The organism is Micromonospora sp. SD19, from assembly GCF_054462275.1.
This window is the reverse complement of the sequence record NZ_JBTLMN010000010.1, coordinates 224,945-241,558: the sequence shown is the minus strand read 5'-3', so window position 1 is coordinate 241,558 and position 16,614 is coordinate 224,945. Positions and strand designations below refer to the sequence as shown.

The 16,614-nt window shown below is 69.2% G+C and carries 14 protein-coding genes; 7 read left to right on the top strand and 7 right to left on the bottom strand.

The features are described from left to right. The first annotated feature begins 33 nt into the window (after positions 1–33). Together ACX27O_RS27525 and ACX27O_RS27520 are read left to right on the top strand one after the other, a co-directional pair. On the top strand, positions 34–750 hold the full coding sequence (locus ACX27O_RS27525) for a haloacid dehalogenase-like hydrolase (RefSeq protein WP_458940317.1): 717 nt from the start codon (positions 34–36) through the stop codon (positions 748–750). Continuing rightward, entirely contained in the window at positions 747–1,676 is a 930-nt protein-coding gene (locus ACX27O_RS27520; protein ID WP_245233505.1) for an oxygenase MpaB family protein, read from the top strand. The genes ACX27O_RS27525 and ACX27O_RS27520 overlap by 4 nt, the downstream gene beginning before the upstream one ends. 45 nt (positions 1,677–1,721) lie before the next feature. Here ACX27O_RS27520 and ACX27O_RS27515 read toward each other — a convergent pair whose 3' ends face one another. From ACX27O_RS27515 to ACX27O_RS27500, 4 genes are read right to left on the bottom strand one after another with little or no spacing between them, the layout of a single operon-like run. Further along, positions 1,722–4,046 (bottom strand): beta-xylosidase/alpha-l-arabinosidase, encoded by a 2,325-nt coding sequence (locus ACX27O_RS27515; RefSeq protein ID WP_387217858.1) that lies wholly within the window; start codon positions 4,044–4,046, stop codon positions 1,722–1,724. A gap of 36 nt (positions 4,047–4,082) precedes the next feature. Continuing rightward, entirely contained in the window at positions 4,083–4,949 is an 867-nt protein-coding gene (locus ACX27O_RS27510) for a carbohydrate ABC transporter permease (RefSeq protein WP_036410721.1), read from the bottom strand. Further along, entirely contained in the window at positions 4,946–5,944 is a 999-nt protein-coding gene (locus tag ACX27O_RS27505) for a carbohydrate ABC transporter permease (RefSeq protein WP_030328275.1), read from the bottom strand. The genes ACX27O_RS27510 and ACX27O_RS27505 overlap by 4 nt, the downstream gene beginning before the upstream one ends. Next, the gene (locus ACX27O_RS27500) at positions 5,941–7,125 is read right to left on the bottom strand and encodes an extracellular solute-binding protein (RefSeq protein ID WP_458940316.1); all 1,185 of its coding nucleotides are present in this window, start codon (positions 7,123–7,125) and stop codon (positions 5,941–5,943) included. The genes ACX27O_RS27505 and ACX27O_RS27500 overlap by 4 nt, the downstream gene beginning before the upstream one ends. A gap of 287 nt (positions 7,126–7,412) precedes the next feature. Here ACX27O_RS27500 and ACX27O_RS27495 point away from each other — a divergent pair, with 287 nt between their 5' ends. Next, positions 7,413–8,393 (top strand): LacI family DNA-binding transcriptional regulator, encoded by a 981-nt coding sequence (locus tag ACX27O_RS27495; RefSeq protein WP_357637978.1) that lies wholly within the window; start codon positions 7,413–7,415, stop codon positions 8,391–8,393. A 90-nt stretch (positions 8,394–8,483) separates the two neighbouring features. Here the strand turns inward: ACX27O_RS27495 and ACX27O_RS27490 are convergent, their stop codons facing one another. Beyond that, entirely contained in the window at positions 8,484–8,861 is a 378-nt protein-coding gene (locus ACX27O_RS27490) for a DUF4267 domain-containing protein (protein ID WP_030328280.1), read from the bottom strand. A gap of 96 nt (positions 8,862–8,957) precedes the next feature. On the opposite strand from ACX27O_RS27490, the gene ACX27O_RS27485 reads away from it, so the two are divergent. The 4 genes from ACX27O_RS27485 (at position 8,958) to ACX27O_RS27470 (ending at position 14,616) form a co-directional block, all read left to right on the top strand. Continuing rightward, the gene (locus ACX27O_RS27485; protein WP_036410724.1) at positions 8,958–9,551 is read left to right on the top strand and encodes a TetR/AcrR family transcriptional regulator; all 594 of its coding nucleotides are present in this window, start codon (positions 8,958–8,960) and stop codon (positions 9,549–9,551) included. A gap of 149 nt (positions 9,552–9,700) precedes the next feature. Further along, positions 9,701–11,548, top strand: a complete 1,848-nt coding sequence (locus tag ACX27O_RS27480; RefSeq protein WP_030328284.1) for a glycoside hydrolase family 15 protein — start codon at positions 9,701–9,703, stop codon at positions 11,546–11,548. 120 nt (positions 11,549–11,668) lie between these two features. Next, on the top strand, positions 11,669–12,220 hold the full coding sequence (locus ACX27O_RS27475; protein ID WP_458940315.1) for a hypothetical protein: 552 nt from the start codon (positions 11,669–11,671) through the stop codon (positions 12,218–12,220). Positions 12,221–12,450: 230 nt separating this feature from the next. Then, the gene (locus tag ACX27O_RS27470) at positions 12,451–14,616 is read left to right on the top strand and encodes a HelD family protein (protein ID WP_458940314.1); all 2,166 of its coding nucleotides are present in this window, start codon (positions 12,451–12,453) and stop codon (positions 14,614–14,616) included. 155 nt (positions 14,617–14,771) lie between these two features. Here the strand turns inward: ACX27O_RS27470 and ACX27O_RS27465 are convergent, their stop codons facing one another. Together ACX27O_RS27465 and ACX27O_RS27460 are read right to left on the bottom strand one after the other, a co-directional pair. Continuing rightward, positions 14,772–15,452: a lytic polysaccharide monooxygenase auxiliary activity family 9 protein gene (locus ACX27O_RS27465; RefSeq protein WP_210862966.1), complete on the bottom strand. Its 681-nt coding sequence runs from the start codon at positions 15,450–15,452 to the stop codon at positions 14,772–14,774. Positions 15,453–15,845: 393 nt separating this feature from the next. Continuing rightward, complete coding sequence (locus tag ACX27O_RS27460) at positions 15,846–16,424, bottom strand: hypothetical protein (RefSeq protein ID WP_210866571.1); 579 nt, start codon at positions 16,422–16,424, stop codon at positions 15,846–15,848. Between the last annotated feature and the right edge of the window lie 190 nt (positions 16,425–16,614).

Sequence of the window (16,614 nt, the reverse complement as noted above, 5' to 3'; positions counted from 1 at the left end):
GGTAGTGCGACAGGGGCGTCGACCGCCGGCACGGTGATCGTGGACTTTGACGGTGTGCTGCTGCGCGGCGACGCATTCGGCCTGTTCCTGCGCCGCACTGCTTTCGCCAGCGCCCGGCTGCCGCTCGCCGTCGCGCTACTGGTCCTCCTCGCGCCCGTCGCCGCCGTTCCCGCGGCGCGTCCGTGGGCGGCGCGGTGGGTGAGCCGGATCGGCTTGTCGGGCCGCAACGCCGACGAGTTGACCGCAGAGCTCGCACGCTTCGGCGCGGACCTCGGCGAAGAGCCGGGGCGGATCATCGGGCCCGGCCTGCGCACTGTCCGGTCCCACCTCGACGCGGGCGACCGGGTCATCGTGGTGACCGCCTGCGAGCACACCCTGGCGCGCGCGGTGCTCGACGTGATCGGCCTCGCCGAGGTCGAGCTCGTGGCCTCGCGCATTCGCGGGCCGAAGCTGATCGTGCACAACCACGGGTCGGCCAAGGTAACGCAGCTCGCCGCCCACGGGGTGACGCCACCGTGGCGGGTGGCCTACAGCGACTCGCTGTCGGATCTCCCCATCCTCAGCGCCGCGCAGCAGCCGGTGCTGGTCAACGCGAACGCCCGGCAGACCGCCCGGGCACGGCGGCTACTCGGCGCCCGGCTGGCCACCGTCACCTGGACGGGTGCTCACCTCCCGGAGGAGGAACCGGCACCGGGAGGGGCCCCGAACCGCCGGTCACCAGGGCCGACCATGGGAGACGCCCACCGATGAGAGGCCGCTACGACAACCTGACTCGTACCCGCGCTCTCGATCCGGAGCGCGACTACCTGGACATCTACCAGACGATGCTGCGCCACGAGTTCCCGTGGGACATGAAGCTCGGGCTCAACCTCGCCTTCAACCGGTCCTTCTCCGTCCCCGCCATCGCCACTGTGCACGCCGCCACCGGTGAGCTGACCGAACGCACCCAGAAGCGGATCGACGACACCGGCCTGCTGATGTACGAGATGGTGCTCAACGGCTTCGAGCAGCCCCGGGGCCGTGACGCGTTGCGGCGCGTCAACCAGATCCACCGCCCGTACGACATCAGCAACGACGACTTCCGCTACGTCCTCGGCTGCCTGGTCGTGATCCCCACACGGTGGTTGCAGGCGTACGGTTGGCGCCCACCCTGCTGCCACGAACGGCACGCCACGTACCTGTTCTACCGGGAACTCGGCCGACGGATGGGCATCACCGACATCCCCGCGTCGTACGACGAGTTCGAGACCTGGTTCGACGCGCACGACGCGGCTCACCTGCAACCCAACGACGACGCGGCGGCCATCGAACGGGCCACCCGCATGCTGATGCTCGCCCGGCTCCCCCGGATGCTCGCGCCGCTGGGAGACGCACTGGTCAGTGCTCTGTACGACGCGCCGCTGCGGCGCGCGACGCGGGTGGACACGCCGGCCTGGCCGGTCCGGGCGGGGTTGCACCTGGCCCTGAAGACGCGCTCACTGTCGCAGCGGTGGTTCGGCGCGCCACGGGCGACGGCCTTGTTCGCCGACGGCATCCGGGCCAGGAGCTACCCCGACGGGTACGAGATCAGCCAGCTCGGCCCGCGGCACGACCGCCGCGACGGCGGGGTCGCCGGCACCGGCGTGACCGAACCGGCCGGGCGAGATCGGCGAAGCCGCGAGCCGGCACCCGAGTGACCGCGGTCCGCCGGCCGACCTGGAGGGACGGCCGGCGGACCGGTCTCAGCGGATGGTGGTGACGGTCCAGCGTGGGGAGGCGTTGGTGACCGGGACGGTGTCACCGACCAGTGTGGTCACCGCCTGGGTGTCGCGCTGCACGCTGGTGCCGACCCAGAGCTCGACCTCGCCGGGCTCCACGACCCGGGTGTACGTGCGGTCGGAGAAGGCCAGACGGGTGGTGGGGACGGTCAGCTCGACAGTGACGGACTGACCCGGCTCCAAGTGGACCCGCTGGTAGCCGAGCAGCTGCGCCAACGGCCTGGTCACCGAGGCGACCACGTCGCGACCGTAGAGCTGGACCACGTCGTCGCCGGCGACAGCGCCGGTGTTCGTCACCCGCACGCTCACCCCGATCGCCCCGTCGGTCGGCACCGTGCCGGACACGGTGAGATCGGTGTGCGCGAACGTCGTGTAGGACAGCCCGTGGCCGAACGGCGCCACGGGTATCGCCGGCAGGCTGGTCACCTCGTTGCCCTGACCGAGGGTGGGGTGCAGGTACGAGTAGGGCTGCGCCCCGGCCGGCCCGGGCATGGTGATCGGCAGCTTGCCCGACGGGTTGACCCGCCCGGAGAGCACTCCCGCGATCGCCCCGGCGCCCTCCTCGCCCGGGAAGAACGCCTGCACCACCGCCGCGCAGCGCGTCAGCGCCCAACCGATCGTGTACGGCCGCCCGGTGAGCAGCACCAGGACCACCGGCGTGCCGGTGGCCAGCACCGCCTCGACCAGTTCGCGCTGGACGCCGGGCAGTTCCAGGTCGTCCCGGTCGCACCCTTCGCCGACCGTGCCGCGTCCGAAGAGGCCGGCGTGGTCGCCGACGACCAGGACGGCGACGTCCGCGGCGGACGCCGTGGCGACCGCCTCGTCGAAGCCGGACCGGTCGTCACTGTCCACGTCGCAGCCCCGGGCCCAGGTGACGAGGTCGTCGCCGAACTCGACCCGCACGGCGTCGAGCACTGTCGGCACCTCGATGCCGGTCTCCACGCCGGGATGCTGGACGAGGACGTGGTTGAGGAACGAGTAGCACCCGAAGAGCGCACTCTGCCGATCGGCGTTGGGGCCGATGACGGCCATCCGCCGACCCGCCGGCAGTGGCAGCGCGTCCCGGTTGGCGACCAGCACGATCGATTCCTCGGCGAGCCGGCGGGCGATCGACCGGTGCTCGGGTGAGTCGAGGTCGATCGCCTGCGGCGGCTCGTCGCTGAAGGTCGCGTCGAGCAGGCCCAGGTCCAGCTTCTGGCGCAGCACCCGCAGCACCGCGCGGTCGATGATCGCCTCGTCGATCCCGCCGGTCCGTACCGACTCCCGCAGGGTCAGATAGGCGTCGCCGGTCGGCAGCTCGACGTCGAGACCGGCCGTCAACGCCTGCCCGGCCGCCTCCGCGTGGTCGCTCGCCACGTGATGCAGCAGGTTCAGGAACGCGACCCCGTAGTAGTCGGCGACCACGGTGCCGTCGAAGCCCCACTGGTCGCGCAGGATGCCGGTCAGCATCGTCGGGTCGGCGGCGACGGGCACCCCGTCGATGTCGGTGTAGGAGTGCATGACGCTCCGCGCGTCGCCGTCGATGATCGCCATCTCGAACGGCAGCATCAGCACGTCGGCCAGTTCCCGTCGGCCGGCGTGCACCGGGGCGAAGTTGCGCCCGGCGCGCGAGGCGGAGTAGCCGACGAAGTGCTTGAGGGTGGCGTGCACCCCCTGCGACTGCAGGCCGCGCACGTACGACGTGCCGATGGTGCCGACCAGGTACGGGTCTTCAGCGATGCACTCGTCCACCCGACCCCAGCGGGGGTCGCGGATCACGTCGAGCACCGGGGAGAGCCCCTGGTGGACGCCGAGAGTCCGCATCGAGGCGCCGATCGCCGCGGCCATCTCGGTGACCAGTTCGGGGTTGAACGCGGCACCCCAGGCCAGCGGGGTGGGGAAGGTGGCGGCCTTCCACACCGACAGCCCGGTGAGACACTCCTCGTGGACGATCGCCGGGATGCCCAGCCGGGTCCCGGTGACCAGGTCCCGCTGGAACTTCCACAGCCAGGACGCGCGTTGCGCCGGATCCTGGGGACGGGTGCCGTAGGCGCGGGTGAGATGACCGAGCCCGTGCCGGGAGAAGTCCTCAAGCTTGGAGTTGTCGCCGAACTCCCCCTGCAGTGGTGCGACCGCCTCGCCGTCCTCCTTCTCCCAGAAGCCGACGAGCTGGGCGATCTTCTCCTCGATCGTCATCCGGCCGAGGAGGTCGTGGAGGCGATCCCCTCCGTCGCGCCCGCCCTGTCGGCTGTGGTTCGGATCTGCCTGAGCCGGCGCCGGCCCGCCCACCACCTCGTGGACCTCAGTCATGCTGTGCCTCTCTGGTTGTGCTCGTACCGCTGCCGCTCAGCCCTTGACCGCACCTTGCAGGCCACCGACGATCTGCTTCTCCGCGAGCGTGAAGAACAGCAGTGCCGGCAGCATCGCCAGCGAGGTGAAGGCGAGGACGCCTGCCGTGTCGGTGGTGTACTGGCTGGAGAAGTTCTGCACGCCCAGCGGCAGGGTGTGCAGGTCGACGTCGCTGAGGACGAGCAGCGGCAGCAGGAACGAGTTCCAGCTCGCCACGAACGCCAGCACGCCAACGGTGACGAGCGCGGGCCGCGACAGCGGCATCGCGACACGCCAGAGGAAACCGAGCCGACTCGCACCGTCGATGGCGGCGGCGTCCTCCAGCTCTCTCGGGATGGCCGAGAGGAAGGGACGCAGGATCACGATCGTCAGTGGTAGCGAGAAGGCGACCTGCGGAAGGATCACCGCGTAGTAGGAGTTGATCAGGTTCAGGTCCCGCAGCATGAGGTAGAGCGGCAGGATCGCCGCCCCGGCCGGAAACAGCAGACCGAGGGTGAAGAAGGTGTAGAGCCCCTCCCGCCCGCGGAAGCGGTAGCGGGCGAGCACGAACGCGGCGGCCAGGCCGAACACGACCACGGCCAGCGTGGTGCCGAGGGCGATGACTGCACTGTTGAACGCCTGCCGCCAGAAGTTGCTCTGGGTCAGCACCCGGGCGTAGTTGTCCCAGACGAACGGGTCGGGCAGGCCGGCCGGGTCCGCGACGATCTGCGGGGTGGTGCGGAAACCGCCGATGACCACGTAGATGACCGGGGCGATCGACACCGCAGCGATCGCGAGGGCTATCGCGTAGGTGAGCGGCGTGCCCCAGGAAATCTGACGACGCCCGTTGGACTGGGGGAGAACGCTGTTCACGGCCATCGTCACTTCGCCCTTCCGGTGATGGCGCCCTCGATGTCGCGGCGGAGCAGGAACCGCTGGAACAGCAGCGCCGCCACGAAGGAGATGACGAATAGGATTACCGCCACGGCGTTGCCGTAGCCCCACAGCCGGGCGAAGAAGCCGTTGTCGACCATGTAGGTCGCCATGGTGGCCGATGCGCCGAGGGACCGCACCGCGGGCACCGAGGTCACCCAGATCATGTCGAAGATCTGCAGTGAACCGATCATGGACAGGAACATCCAGATCCGGATCGTCGGGCCGAGCAGCGGGATCGTGACGTGCCGTTGGATCTGCCACCAGCTCGCGCCGTCGATGGACGCCGCCTCGGTCAGCTCGTCGGGCACATTGGACAGACCGGCGAGGAGCAGGATGATGGCGAAGCCGACGTACTTCCAGGTGAGGACGGCCAGCAGGGTCCAGATGACCACGTCCAGGTCCGCGAGCCAGGCCTGCACCAGCCCGCCCATGCCCAGGGACCGCAGCAGCGCGTCAACGGTGCCGTCGCCGGTCAGGAGCAGTTTCCACATGATGCCGACGGTGACTTCGGCGAGCACGTACGGCACGAACACCAGCAGGCGGAACACGGCGCGCCCACGGAAGCGACGGTTGAGCAGCAGGGCGACGCCCAGGGCGATCGGGCCCTGGATCAGCAGCGACCCGAACACGATGATGGCGTTGTTGCGCAACGCGTCGAGGAAGATCGGATCCTGGAAGGCGAGGGTGTAGTTCCTCAGGCCGACGAACTCGGTGGGCGGCCCGACCCCGCGCCAGCGGAACAGGCTGTAGTAGACCGCGAAGCCCATCGGCACCAGCACGAACATCACGTAGATGAGGATCGCTGGCGTGGTGAGGCCGATGATCTCGTACCACTTGCGGCGGTTGTCGGCGCGGCGGGCGGACGCGCGCCCAGCCTGGCGGGGGCCCGCCGGCGACGCGGAAGCGCCGCCGGCGGGCATACGGATCTGGTTGGCGGAGGTCACTTGCTTGCGGCCGCCTTCATCGCCGAGACGACCTTCTCAGGCGTCCCGTTGCCGGCGAAGATGGCGACGACCGCGTCGTTCATCGCGGTCCCGACGGTGCTGCCGTAGGCCGTGTCCAACCAGAGCTGGACGTAGCTCGATCCGGAGGTGGCCTGCAGGATGGACGTCAGCGCGGGATCCTTCACGGCGCCCTCCGCACCCTTGGCCACCGGCAGGCCGGTGCCGGTCTCGGCATAGCCCTTCTGCACCTCGGGGCTCACGATGTACTTGAGGAACTCGACGCACTCGGCGGGCGCGTTCTTGGAGCAGGAGAACCCGTCGCCACCACCGAGGGCCGCCTTCGGGTCACCCGGCGAACCGGAGATCGCCGGCACCGGGAACCAGCCGAGGAACGAGGCGAGCTTGGTCTTGTCCGTGGCGACGGTGTCGAGCGTGCCGCGGTTCCAGTCACCCATCAGCTCCATCGCGGCCTTGCCGTTGGCGAGCATGCCGTTGGCGCTGGTCGGGTCGTTCTGACCCGGCGTGGCGATGAAGTTGGGCTGGAACGGCTTGGTGTCGATGAACGCCTTCAGGTCCTGGCCGGCCTTCACGAAGCACGGATCGTCGAAGGTCTTCTCCGTGGCCGCCTTCTTGAGGGTGTCGACCGAGCAGGCGCGCAGCGCCATGTTGTACCACCAGTGCGCGGCCGGCCACTTGTCACCGGCACCCACGGCGATCGGAACGACGTTGATCGCCTTGAGCTTGGTGACAGCGGCGTTGAGCTCCTCGAAGGTGGTCGGCGGAGCCGAGATGCCCGCCTGCGCGAACATGTCCTTGTTGTACCAGATGCCCTCGATGCCCATCCGGAACGGCAGGCCGTACTGCTTGCCCTTCACCTGCCAGATCTCTGCGGCGCTGCCGATGTTGGCGACCTCGTCCTTGACCTGGTCGGTGACCTCCTTGAGGTAGTCGGCCTCCACCTGCTCGGTCATCTCACCGCCGCCCCAGGTCATGAAGATGTCCGGCGGGTCGCTGCTCAGCAGCGCGGCGGGGATCCTGGTGCGCTGGAGCTGGTTGGTCTCGATCGCCTCGATCTCGATCTTGACCGTGGGGTGGAGTGCGGAGAAGTCCTTGGCGACCTTCTCCCAGTAGGTCTTGCCGGGCCCGTCCTGCGAGGCGTTGTGCCACCAGGTCAGCGTCACCGGGTCCTTGTAGAGCTCCCCCTGAGGGGCTGCCTCTTCGCCGCCGCCGCTGCACCCTGCGGCAACGAGAACACCTGTCATCAACAGTGCCAGGGCGGCACTTCTACGTCGCTTAGTTGCCATCGATGTCTCCTCGACTACTCAGTCGCGGTACTCGGCCTGCGGCGAAGTTTTACAGTCATGTAACTTGATGTCAATCGGTATCGATAACGTTTTCGAATCGGCGGCGACACCTCGTCGACTGCGGCCCTATCATCATCGACGTGGTGTTTCAGCAGCGCGTCAAGATGTCCGATGTCGCACGCACTGCCGGCGTCTCGGTCGCGACCGTATCGAAGGTTGTCAATGGCAGATACGGCGTGGCCCGAGCGACGGTGGAGCGCGTCCAACAGGTCATCCACGAGCTCGGCTACGAGGCGAGCCTGGGGGCGCAGAGCCTGCGCAGCCACCGGACCAACGTGCTCGGCATCCTGTTGGCCGAGTTCGAGCCGTTCTCGACCGAGCTTCTCAAGGGCGCGTCCCAGGAGGTCGCGGGCAGTGGGTACCAGCTACTGGCCTACTCCAGCGGGGACGGCGAGGGCGCGGCAGTCGGATGGGAGCGGCGCTCGCTCGCCCGGCTCTCCGGCACTCTCATCGACGGCGCCGTGATCGTCACGCCGACAGTGGTCGAGACCGAGAACAACTTCCACGTCGTGGCCGTCGACCCGCACACCGGTCCGTCCCACCTACCCACCGTCGACTCGGACAACTTCGCCGGTGCGGTGCTGGCGACCAACTACCTGCTCTCCCTCGGCCACACCCGGATCGGGCACATCAGCGGACGCACCGACCTGATGTCGGCGCAGCTGCGCGAGGCCGGCTTTCGCAGTGCGATGGCCGAAGCCGGCGTGCCGGTGGACGAGCGGCTCGTCCGCCCCGGTGGGTTCCGGATCGAGACCGCGGCCGGCCCGGCCGCGGAGCTTCTCGGCCTCGCGGACCGGCCGACCGCGATCTTCGCGGGTAACGACCTCTCGGCGATATCCACGATGGCCGTGGCCCGCGACATGGGCCTGTGCGTGCCCGACGACCTCTCGGTGATCGGCTTCGACAACGTGCCGGAGTCGGCGCTCGTCAACCCGCCGCTGACGACCATCATGCAGCCGCTGCAGCGGATGGGCGCCGAGGCGTTGCGCCTGCTCGTCGACCTGATCGCCGGCGTCGAGCGCGACACCCACATCCGGCTCCCGACGGAGCTGGTCATCCGCTCCTCCTGCCGCCCGCACCGCTGACGCCCAGTCGGCCAGACGGCCGGCGCTTCGTCCTGCGCCACGCGGGGGGCGAGCCGGCGCGGGGCGCGCGGACCCGTCGCCAGGCAGTGGTCAGGCGACGAGCAGAAGAACGCTGACCGCCAGCATCACCACGGCCGTGGCCCCGTGGACGCCGAAGACGATCGCCTTGGGGCCGTTGCTGCGCCACACGATCAGGGCGTCGCCGACAGGTATGCCGGCGGCGGCCAGCATGAACCAGCCCAGCAGCTCGGGTGTCGCTCCCGCCACCAGGATGAAGACGAAGAGCCCGGACGCTATGTCACGCACGGCCTTGACGGTCAGCCATGCCTGAAAGCTGCGGTCCTCGGTGGGCGTGCCGGGGATGCCGAAGCCGACTGCGGCCTGTGGCGCCCAGAAGGCGCGCACCCCGATGACGATGATGCCCGCGCCGATCAGGCCGGCGAGCACGGTGGCGATGGTGGTGAGCATGAGCATCTCCTCCTGGACGGATATCTAGCGTCGCTAGATTCGATAGCGAAGATAGTTTGCCTTCGGCAGGATGTCTAGCGTTGCTAGAATTCGCTCATGTCCGCCATCAGCGAGCGCCGTGAACGTGAACGCGCGCACCGCCACCAGCTGATCATCACGGCCGCGCGGGAGCTCGCCGAGACCGAAGGCTGGGAGGCGGTGACGACACGACGGCTGGCGGACCGGGTCGAGTACAGCCAGCCGGTGCTGTACAGCCACTTCAACGGCAAGGACGCCATCGTCAGCGCCGTCGCCCTGGACGGGTTCGGCGAACTCGCCACCCACCTGCGCCGCGCACGGCAGGCCGCCCCCGGGCCCGCGCACGCCCTGCGCGCCGTCTGCCGCGCCTACCTTGACTTCGCGACCGAACGCCCCGCCCTCTACCAGGCCATGTTCATCCTGCCCACCGAACTGACGTTCGCGAGCGCCGAGACACCGGCCCCGCTGCGAGCCTGCTTCGACGAGTTCGTCAGCTGCTTTCCCCCGGCCAACGAGCGCCGCGAGCTGTTCGCCGAAGTCCTCTGGGGCGCCCTGCACGGCATCGCCGTCCTGTCGGAGAGCGGTCGCATCCCCCCAGCCGGCCAGGAGGAACGAATCGACCTCCTCGTCACCAGGTTCGCCGACTCCCCGGCGAGCCCGGGCACTCCGTAAGAGCCTGCGCTCCGATGATCGTCACGGGCCGCCCGGACGGCCGGCGCACGCCGGCGCACGCGACAGGGTGGCAGAACGTGAATCTCACCTAAGTCGACAATCTTTTCCCTAGGTTCGATGCGCAGGACGCCGCCGAACCGGGGAGAGACGTGGACAGCTATCCGGCGATCGAGGATCACGGGCTCATCGGCGATCTGCAGACCGCCGCGCTGGTGACGTGTGACGGAACTGTCGACTGGTTCTGCGCGCCGCGATTCGACTCGCCGAGCATCTTCGCCGCGCTGCTGGACAAGGAGAAGGGCGGCTACTTCCAGATCGCGCCGCACGACGTGCGGTACGTGACCAAGCAGCTCTACCTCCCCGGCACGCCCATCCTGATCACCCGGTTCATCAGCGCCGACGGTGTGGCCGAGGTGATGGACTTCATGCCGGTCACCGGCGAGCGGGTCACCGACGCGCACCGCCTGGTCCGCCTCGTCACCATGGTCCGGGGCAGCATGCGCTTCCGGGTGGAGTGCCGACCGCGGTTCAACTACGCCCGCGACGAGCATCAACTGGAGCGCCACCACGACGGCTACGTCTTCCGCAGCCGGTCGGCGACGTTGACGTTCAACCCGGTCGACCCCGTGCGGCGGTTGATCTCCGAGCAGGGTGACATCCACCTTGAGGGCGGCGACCTGGTCGCGTACGGCACGCTGAACGAAGGTGACACGGGAGGGGTGGTCCTGGAGACGGGCGGCAGCGAACCGCGCATTTTCCCGCCCGAAGAGATCCAGGGGATGTTCGAGTGGACCCAGGACTACTGGCGGCGCTGGCTCGAGCGTTCCCGCTACACCGGCCGCTGGCGGGAGATGGTCGAGCGCTCGGCCATCACGCTGAAACTCATGACGTACGCGCCGACCGGCGCGATGATCGCCGCGCCCACCGCCGCGCTGCCCGAGCTGGTCGGCGGAACCCGTAACTGGGACTACCGCTACACCTGGGTACGCGACACGTCCTTCTCCGTGCACGCGCTGCTCGGCCTCGGCTTCACCGAGGAGGTCAGCCGGTACATGAACTGGCTGGACGAGCGGATCCGCGAGGCCGGCGACCACCAGGATCCACTGAAGATCATGTATCGGGTGGACGGATCCTCCGACCTGCACGAGGAGGTGCTGGACCATCTGGAGGGCTACCGCGGATCACGCCCGGTGCGGATCGGCAACGGCGCCGCCGACCAGCTCCAGCTCGACATCCACGGCGAGGCGCTCTACGCCATGCACCTCGCCGACGAGCAGGGCATCCGTGTCTCGCACCAGGTGTGGAAGAGCACCGTCCGGCTGGTCGACTGGCTCTGCCGCAACTGGGACCAGCCCGACGCCGGCATCTGGGAGAGCCGGCACCACCCCCGCAACTACACCTTCGGCCGGGTGATGTCCTGGGTGGCACTGGACCGGGCGATCCGACTGGCCACCCGCACCGGCCGCCCCGGGGACATGGCCTGCTGGACCGAACAACGCAACCGCATCTACGACCAGGTCATGGCCCGCGGATACCACCGGGGCCGGGGCACGTTCGTGCAGGCGTACGACGAAAGCGTGCTGGACGCGGCGCTGCTCGCCATGCCGGCGGTCGGTTTCGTGACGCCGAGCGACCCCCTGTGGCAGTCCACCCTGCTGGCGATCGAACGCGAGCTGGTCTCCGACAGCCTGGTCCACCGGTACGACCCGGTCCACTCCCCCGACGGCCTCCCCGGCCACGAGGGCACCTTCAACATGTGCACCTTCTGGTACGTCGAGGCGCTGGCCCGTTCCGGCCGCCTCGACGACGCCCGACTCACCTTCGAGAAGATGTTCACCTTCAGCAACCACCTCGGCCTCTATGCCGAGGAGATCGCCGCCACCGGGGAGCAGATCGGCAACTATCCGCAGGCGTTCAGCCACCTCTCCCTGATCAACTCCGCGCTGACCCTCAACGACCTGCTCGACACCGAGGCTGACGCCCGCCGCCGCCGGTAGCGCCGGTCGCCCGTCACCCCGCGTGCGAGCCCACCTCGGGAAGGGCTTGACGCGCCCACGTCCATCGCGCATCGTCGATACATATCGACCATCTCGAATGTATTCACGCGGGGAGACCTGATGAAAGCCTTCGTCACCACCGCAGTGGCCGCGGCCCTGCTCCTGACCACGGGCAGCGCATCCCACGGCCAGCCGGTCGCCGACCCGCCCTGCGCCGGGCAGATCCACCCGAACCCGGGGTTCGAGCGCGGCGCGACAGGCTGGAGCGCCGGCCCCCGCATCGTCGTCTTCGGCGACGCGACCCGGCCCGCACACACCGGGCGCGGGTACGCCACCTTCGCGGGGCTGGACGTGACGCGCAGCGACCTGCTGCGTACCACCGTCACCGTGCCGGCCAACTGCGACCTGACGGTCAGCTTCTGGGTGCGGACCACCACCACGGAGATCAGCCGGGGCGACTACCTGAACGTCGGAATGGCGGTCACCGGAATACCGCCGAAGACGAGGTTCTCGCTGGCCTTCGACGGCGGGGCGCTGTGGCGGCAGTACACCATGTCGAGTGGGACGGCGACGACCGAGCGCACCGCGACGGTCAGCTTCCTCAGCAGCGAGACGGCCGGCAACGGCGTCACCGCCTTCGACGTCGACGACGTGACCTTCACGTTGGGCTGACCACAGCGGCGAACGCTGATCGACTCACCTCGCTCGGGCGGGCCAGTCCACCGTCTCCAGAGCGGGGTGGTTATTGACGGAGGCCACCTGAGCCCCGGGACCCGCAAGGGATTGAGATTCCCGTCTCTGCGGGCGGAGTTCCTGGGCGGTGATGGCCATCGACTCTATGCTTGCCGCCGAATGCACGGCGGCCCGTCCGGGCCGAGGGGGACCGATACGGGGATTCGCGAATGCGCCGCAAGTCTGCTCCGAGCAACAGCACCGCCGGCGTCAACGACGAGACGCCGGACGGCCACCTGACCGCCGCCGCAGAGGGTGCCGCGCTGCGATCCGCGGTCGCCGAGGAACAGACGTTTCTGGACCTGGCCACGGCCCGGCGGGACAGGCTGGCCGACCACCTGCGGGTCGAGCTTTCGACAGCGGCAGTGGACCCGATGGAGCAGGCCCGGCAGCGCATGCTCCGCCAACAGTACGACGAGCTACGGCGAGCAGAGGACGGGCTGGTCTTCGGTCGCCTCGACAGCCTTGACGGCACGGTGCGGCACGTCGGCCGGATCGGTCTCCGCGACGAGGGCGGTGAGCCACTGCTGGTGGACTGGCGCGCCCCGGCGGCTCGGCCGTTCTACACCGCGACGGCCGGCGACCCACAGGGTCAGGCACGGCGCCGGCACATCCGCACCACGGGATCAACAGTCGTCGGCGTGGACGACGAGCCGCTGGACGGGAGCATGACCGGCGAACTCGTCGGCGAAGGCGCCCTCCTGGCTGCTCTCGACCAGCGGCGCACGGGCCGTATGTCGACGGCGATCTCCACACTGCAACGGGAACAGGACGACATCATCCGGGCTGAGGCGACCGGCCCGCTGATCGTTCAGGGTGGCCCCGGCACGGGCAAGACGGTGGTTGCCCTGCACCGCGTCGCGTACCTGCTGTTCACGTACCGGAAGATGGCCGAACAGGCGGTCCTGGTCCTGGGCCCCTCGCCGCGGTTCCTCCAGTACATCGCCCAGGTGCTGCCCGCGCTCGGTGAGACCGCCGTCGTCTCGGCGACCTGCGACACCCTGCTGGCCGACGTCCAGGTGGGTCGCGACGAGAGCCGGCTTCTCGCCGAGATCAAGGGCCGCGCGCTCTGGCAGGCCACGCTCGAAAGCTACGTCGCGTCACTACTCCCCCGGCCCCGCGAGCTGACGTTGCGCTGGGATGGCGAGTTCTACGTCATCGCGGCCGCGACGGTGGCACAGGCGCTCGCCTCGGCGACACAGGGACGCCCGTACCACCGCGCCCGCGCGGCGTTCGCCGAGCAGGTGCACCACCTCCTCGCCGATGTCGTCGCCGAGCAGCGCGAGGCGCTGATGGACGAGATGGAGGAGGGCTTCGAGGACATCCTCGCCCGCGTCGACAAGAGCATGGAGCATGAGCACCACGCCCCCCGGACGTCCACCGGCAGCGACGTCGACGGGCTGCTCTCCGAGGAGGAGGTCGAGCATCTGCGGTCCCGCATCGCCGAGAACGCCGCTGTCGCCCGGTTCATCGAGGCATGGTGGCCCACCCTCGATGCCGAGACCCTGCTGGCTGGTCTGCTGACCGATCCCGCCCTGCTGGCCCGGTTCGCCCCACATCTGTCCCCCGAGGAGATCGCCGCCGTCTCGGCCGAGCCGGCCGGATGGGCACCAAGCGACATCCCTCTGCTCGACGCCCTCGCCGAACTGCTCGGCGAGGTCGACACCCCGCAACCGCAGGGCGAGTTCGTCGCCGACCGCGCCCGGCGACAGCGTGGCTGGGTGTACGGCCACGTCGTCGTCGACGAGGCGCAGGAGCTGTCCGAGATGCAGTGGCAGATGGTTCTGCGGCGGTGCCCCAGCCGCTCCATCACCGCCGTGGGCGACATCGACCAGGCCGAGGCAGCGCACCGGCACACCAGTTGGGCACAAGCGGTGCGGGCCGTCTTCGGAGACCGCTGGACCGCTGCCGAACTCACCATCTGCTACCGGACCCCGCGCGAGGTCATGGACCTCACCGGACCGGTCCTGGCGAAGGCTGGCAGCCACGGCACGCCACCCCGAGCGGTCCGCTCCTCCGGCATCGCCCCCTGGGAACTCACGATCACACCTGCCGAGCTCTCCGGTGCCGTCGTCGAGGCAGTGCGGCGGTTGCGACAACGGTGGCAGGGCGGCACTGTCGGCGTCATCGCCCCAGCGGACCGCGTCGCCGAACTCCTCGCCGTGGTCAGCGATGTGCCGGTGCTCACCGCAACCCAGTCCAAGGGATTGGAATGGGACGCGACGCTACTGGTCGACCCGCAGGGCATCGCCGCTGAACCGCGCGGCTGGAACGGCCTGTACGTCGCGCTCACCCGGTGCACCCAGGAACTCGGCCAACTGGTCCTCACGCCGTAGTCGCCCGCGCCGCCGATCTGCGGCTGAACACCGGCCGGGTCGACGTCTTCATGCCGTACGTTCGATCGTCGGCGCCGGACTCTGGCCCAGGAACAATCCGGCCCAGGACGTCACCGTCCTGGGCCGGATTGTGTTGCGGTTGCCGATCTCGCCGATCAGGTGATGTTGATGTCGCTGCACCACATGTAGGCCTGGTCCAGGTGCGACGCCTGCCAGATCACGAACAGCACGTGGCTTCCGGAGCGCCCGGAGGCCGAAACGTTGAACGAGATGTTCTGCGCTGGCGCGTAGCGCCCGGTCGTCGCGATCAGGTCGAGGTTGCCCCACCCGACCTTCTGGGTGCTCGGGTTGAACCCCTGCTTGGTGATGTAGACCCGGAAGAAGTCAGCACCGTGGCTGGCCTGGTCGTACAGCTGGACCGTGAAGTTGGAGCTGACGTTGGTCGCCTTCCACGCTCCGGGCTGGTTCACCGAGTCGTTCCGGGAGAGGCCGTTGCTGCACAGTTGCCCGTCCGGGGTACGGGCCTGGTACTGGCCGCCGAGGCCGTCCCGCAGCTGGCTCATCCAGTTCCACATGGTGTCGGGGTTGGCCTGGAACGCCCGCCAGCACATCGGGTCCTGCTGCTGCATGGCCGGGTTCATGTGCTGGTTGCCCCAGGTCTTCCAGCACTGATAGGCCCGGCTGGCCGGGTTGATGATGGTGCCGTGGGCCTGGGCCGCGCCGGTCCAGGGCAGCGTGCCGACCACCATGGCGAACAGCAGGACGACCGCCCGGATGGACTGACGGACGGGTGACCGAGATCGCCCACCGGATTGATCGGGCTTGTGTGAACGCACTGTTCATCCTCCGCTCTTCGGTACGAGAGATCACAATGGGAACGCTCCCAAACCAACTGTTACATCCGTGACCGTAAATATCAATACGGATCCATAAATGGTCGAATGTGGATCAAGCTGGCGGGGCCCACCGGTCGGGCACGCTGAAGGACAAGCCGCCCACCAGGGCCGGATCACCGCCACCCGCCGTGCACTGTGGCACTGACCGCTGACCCGACGACGCGCCAACGACGGTCCGGCACACCGAGATCCGCAGCACCGTCGAACGGATCGCGCGCGACGGCGCCCCCTCGGCTCGCCGCTACCGCAGGACCCGCGAAGGAGACATCCAGCCGCAGGTTCGGAACCGGCGGCCCCGCGGGTACGACCACCCCGCCCGACCGTCCGGCATGGTCACAGCCCGGCCGCGGCGTCGTACCGGCGGCGCTGCTCGGCCATCTCCGATTCGGTGAGCGCCTCCTTGAGCGCCACCTCCTCGTACTTGTCCGGGAACATCTCCCGCAGCCGGTCGACGAACATGACGTCGGCGGTCGCCTCGACCACCTGGATCCCGGGAGGCTGGGTGGACATGTCCATGATCACGGGCCCGGCCAGCTTGACCGCCACGTCCCAGGGCCGCTTCTGCTCGGCGACGCCGCAGAGGTGGAAGCCGTACACCGTGCGCACGTCGGCGAGCGCCGTGACGTCGGACGGCTCGTAGCCGTAGACGCGGACCCCGCAGATCACCGGCGGCTTCTCCGTGGTGGCCGCCTGCTGGGCACCGTGCCCCGCGTGGTTGTGCTGCCCCGGGTCCGCCTGTTCGAGCGTGGTACGCATCCGGGCCGTGATCTGGCCCTGCAGATCCACCGGCTCCGTCGTCGACTCGGCCCGGTTGACCAGTACGACCGCGCCGATCGACACCGCCAGCACGATCACCGCCACCCACACGAAGCGGTTCCGGTACCAGCCCGCGAAACTCTCTCGGGAAATCATGATTGCTTCTCACCTCGTCGCCGCTTCTGGTGCGCTGGCAGACCACATCGGACGCCCCTGGCAGGTCAGACGTCGAGCACGTCAACCGCCGGGGACAGGGACCGGAGATGGGCACGGGCGGGCGAGGGGTGCCTGCCCGGCACGTGCCCGTCGACAGGGAGATGGCCCGGCGATGCGCCATGCGAGCGCC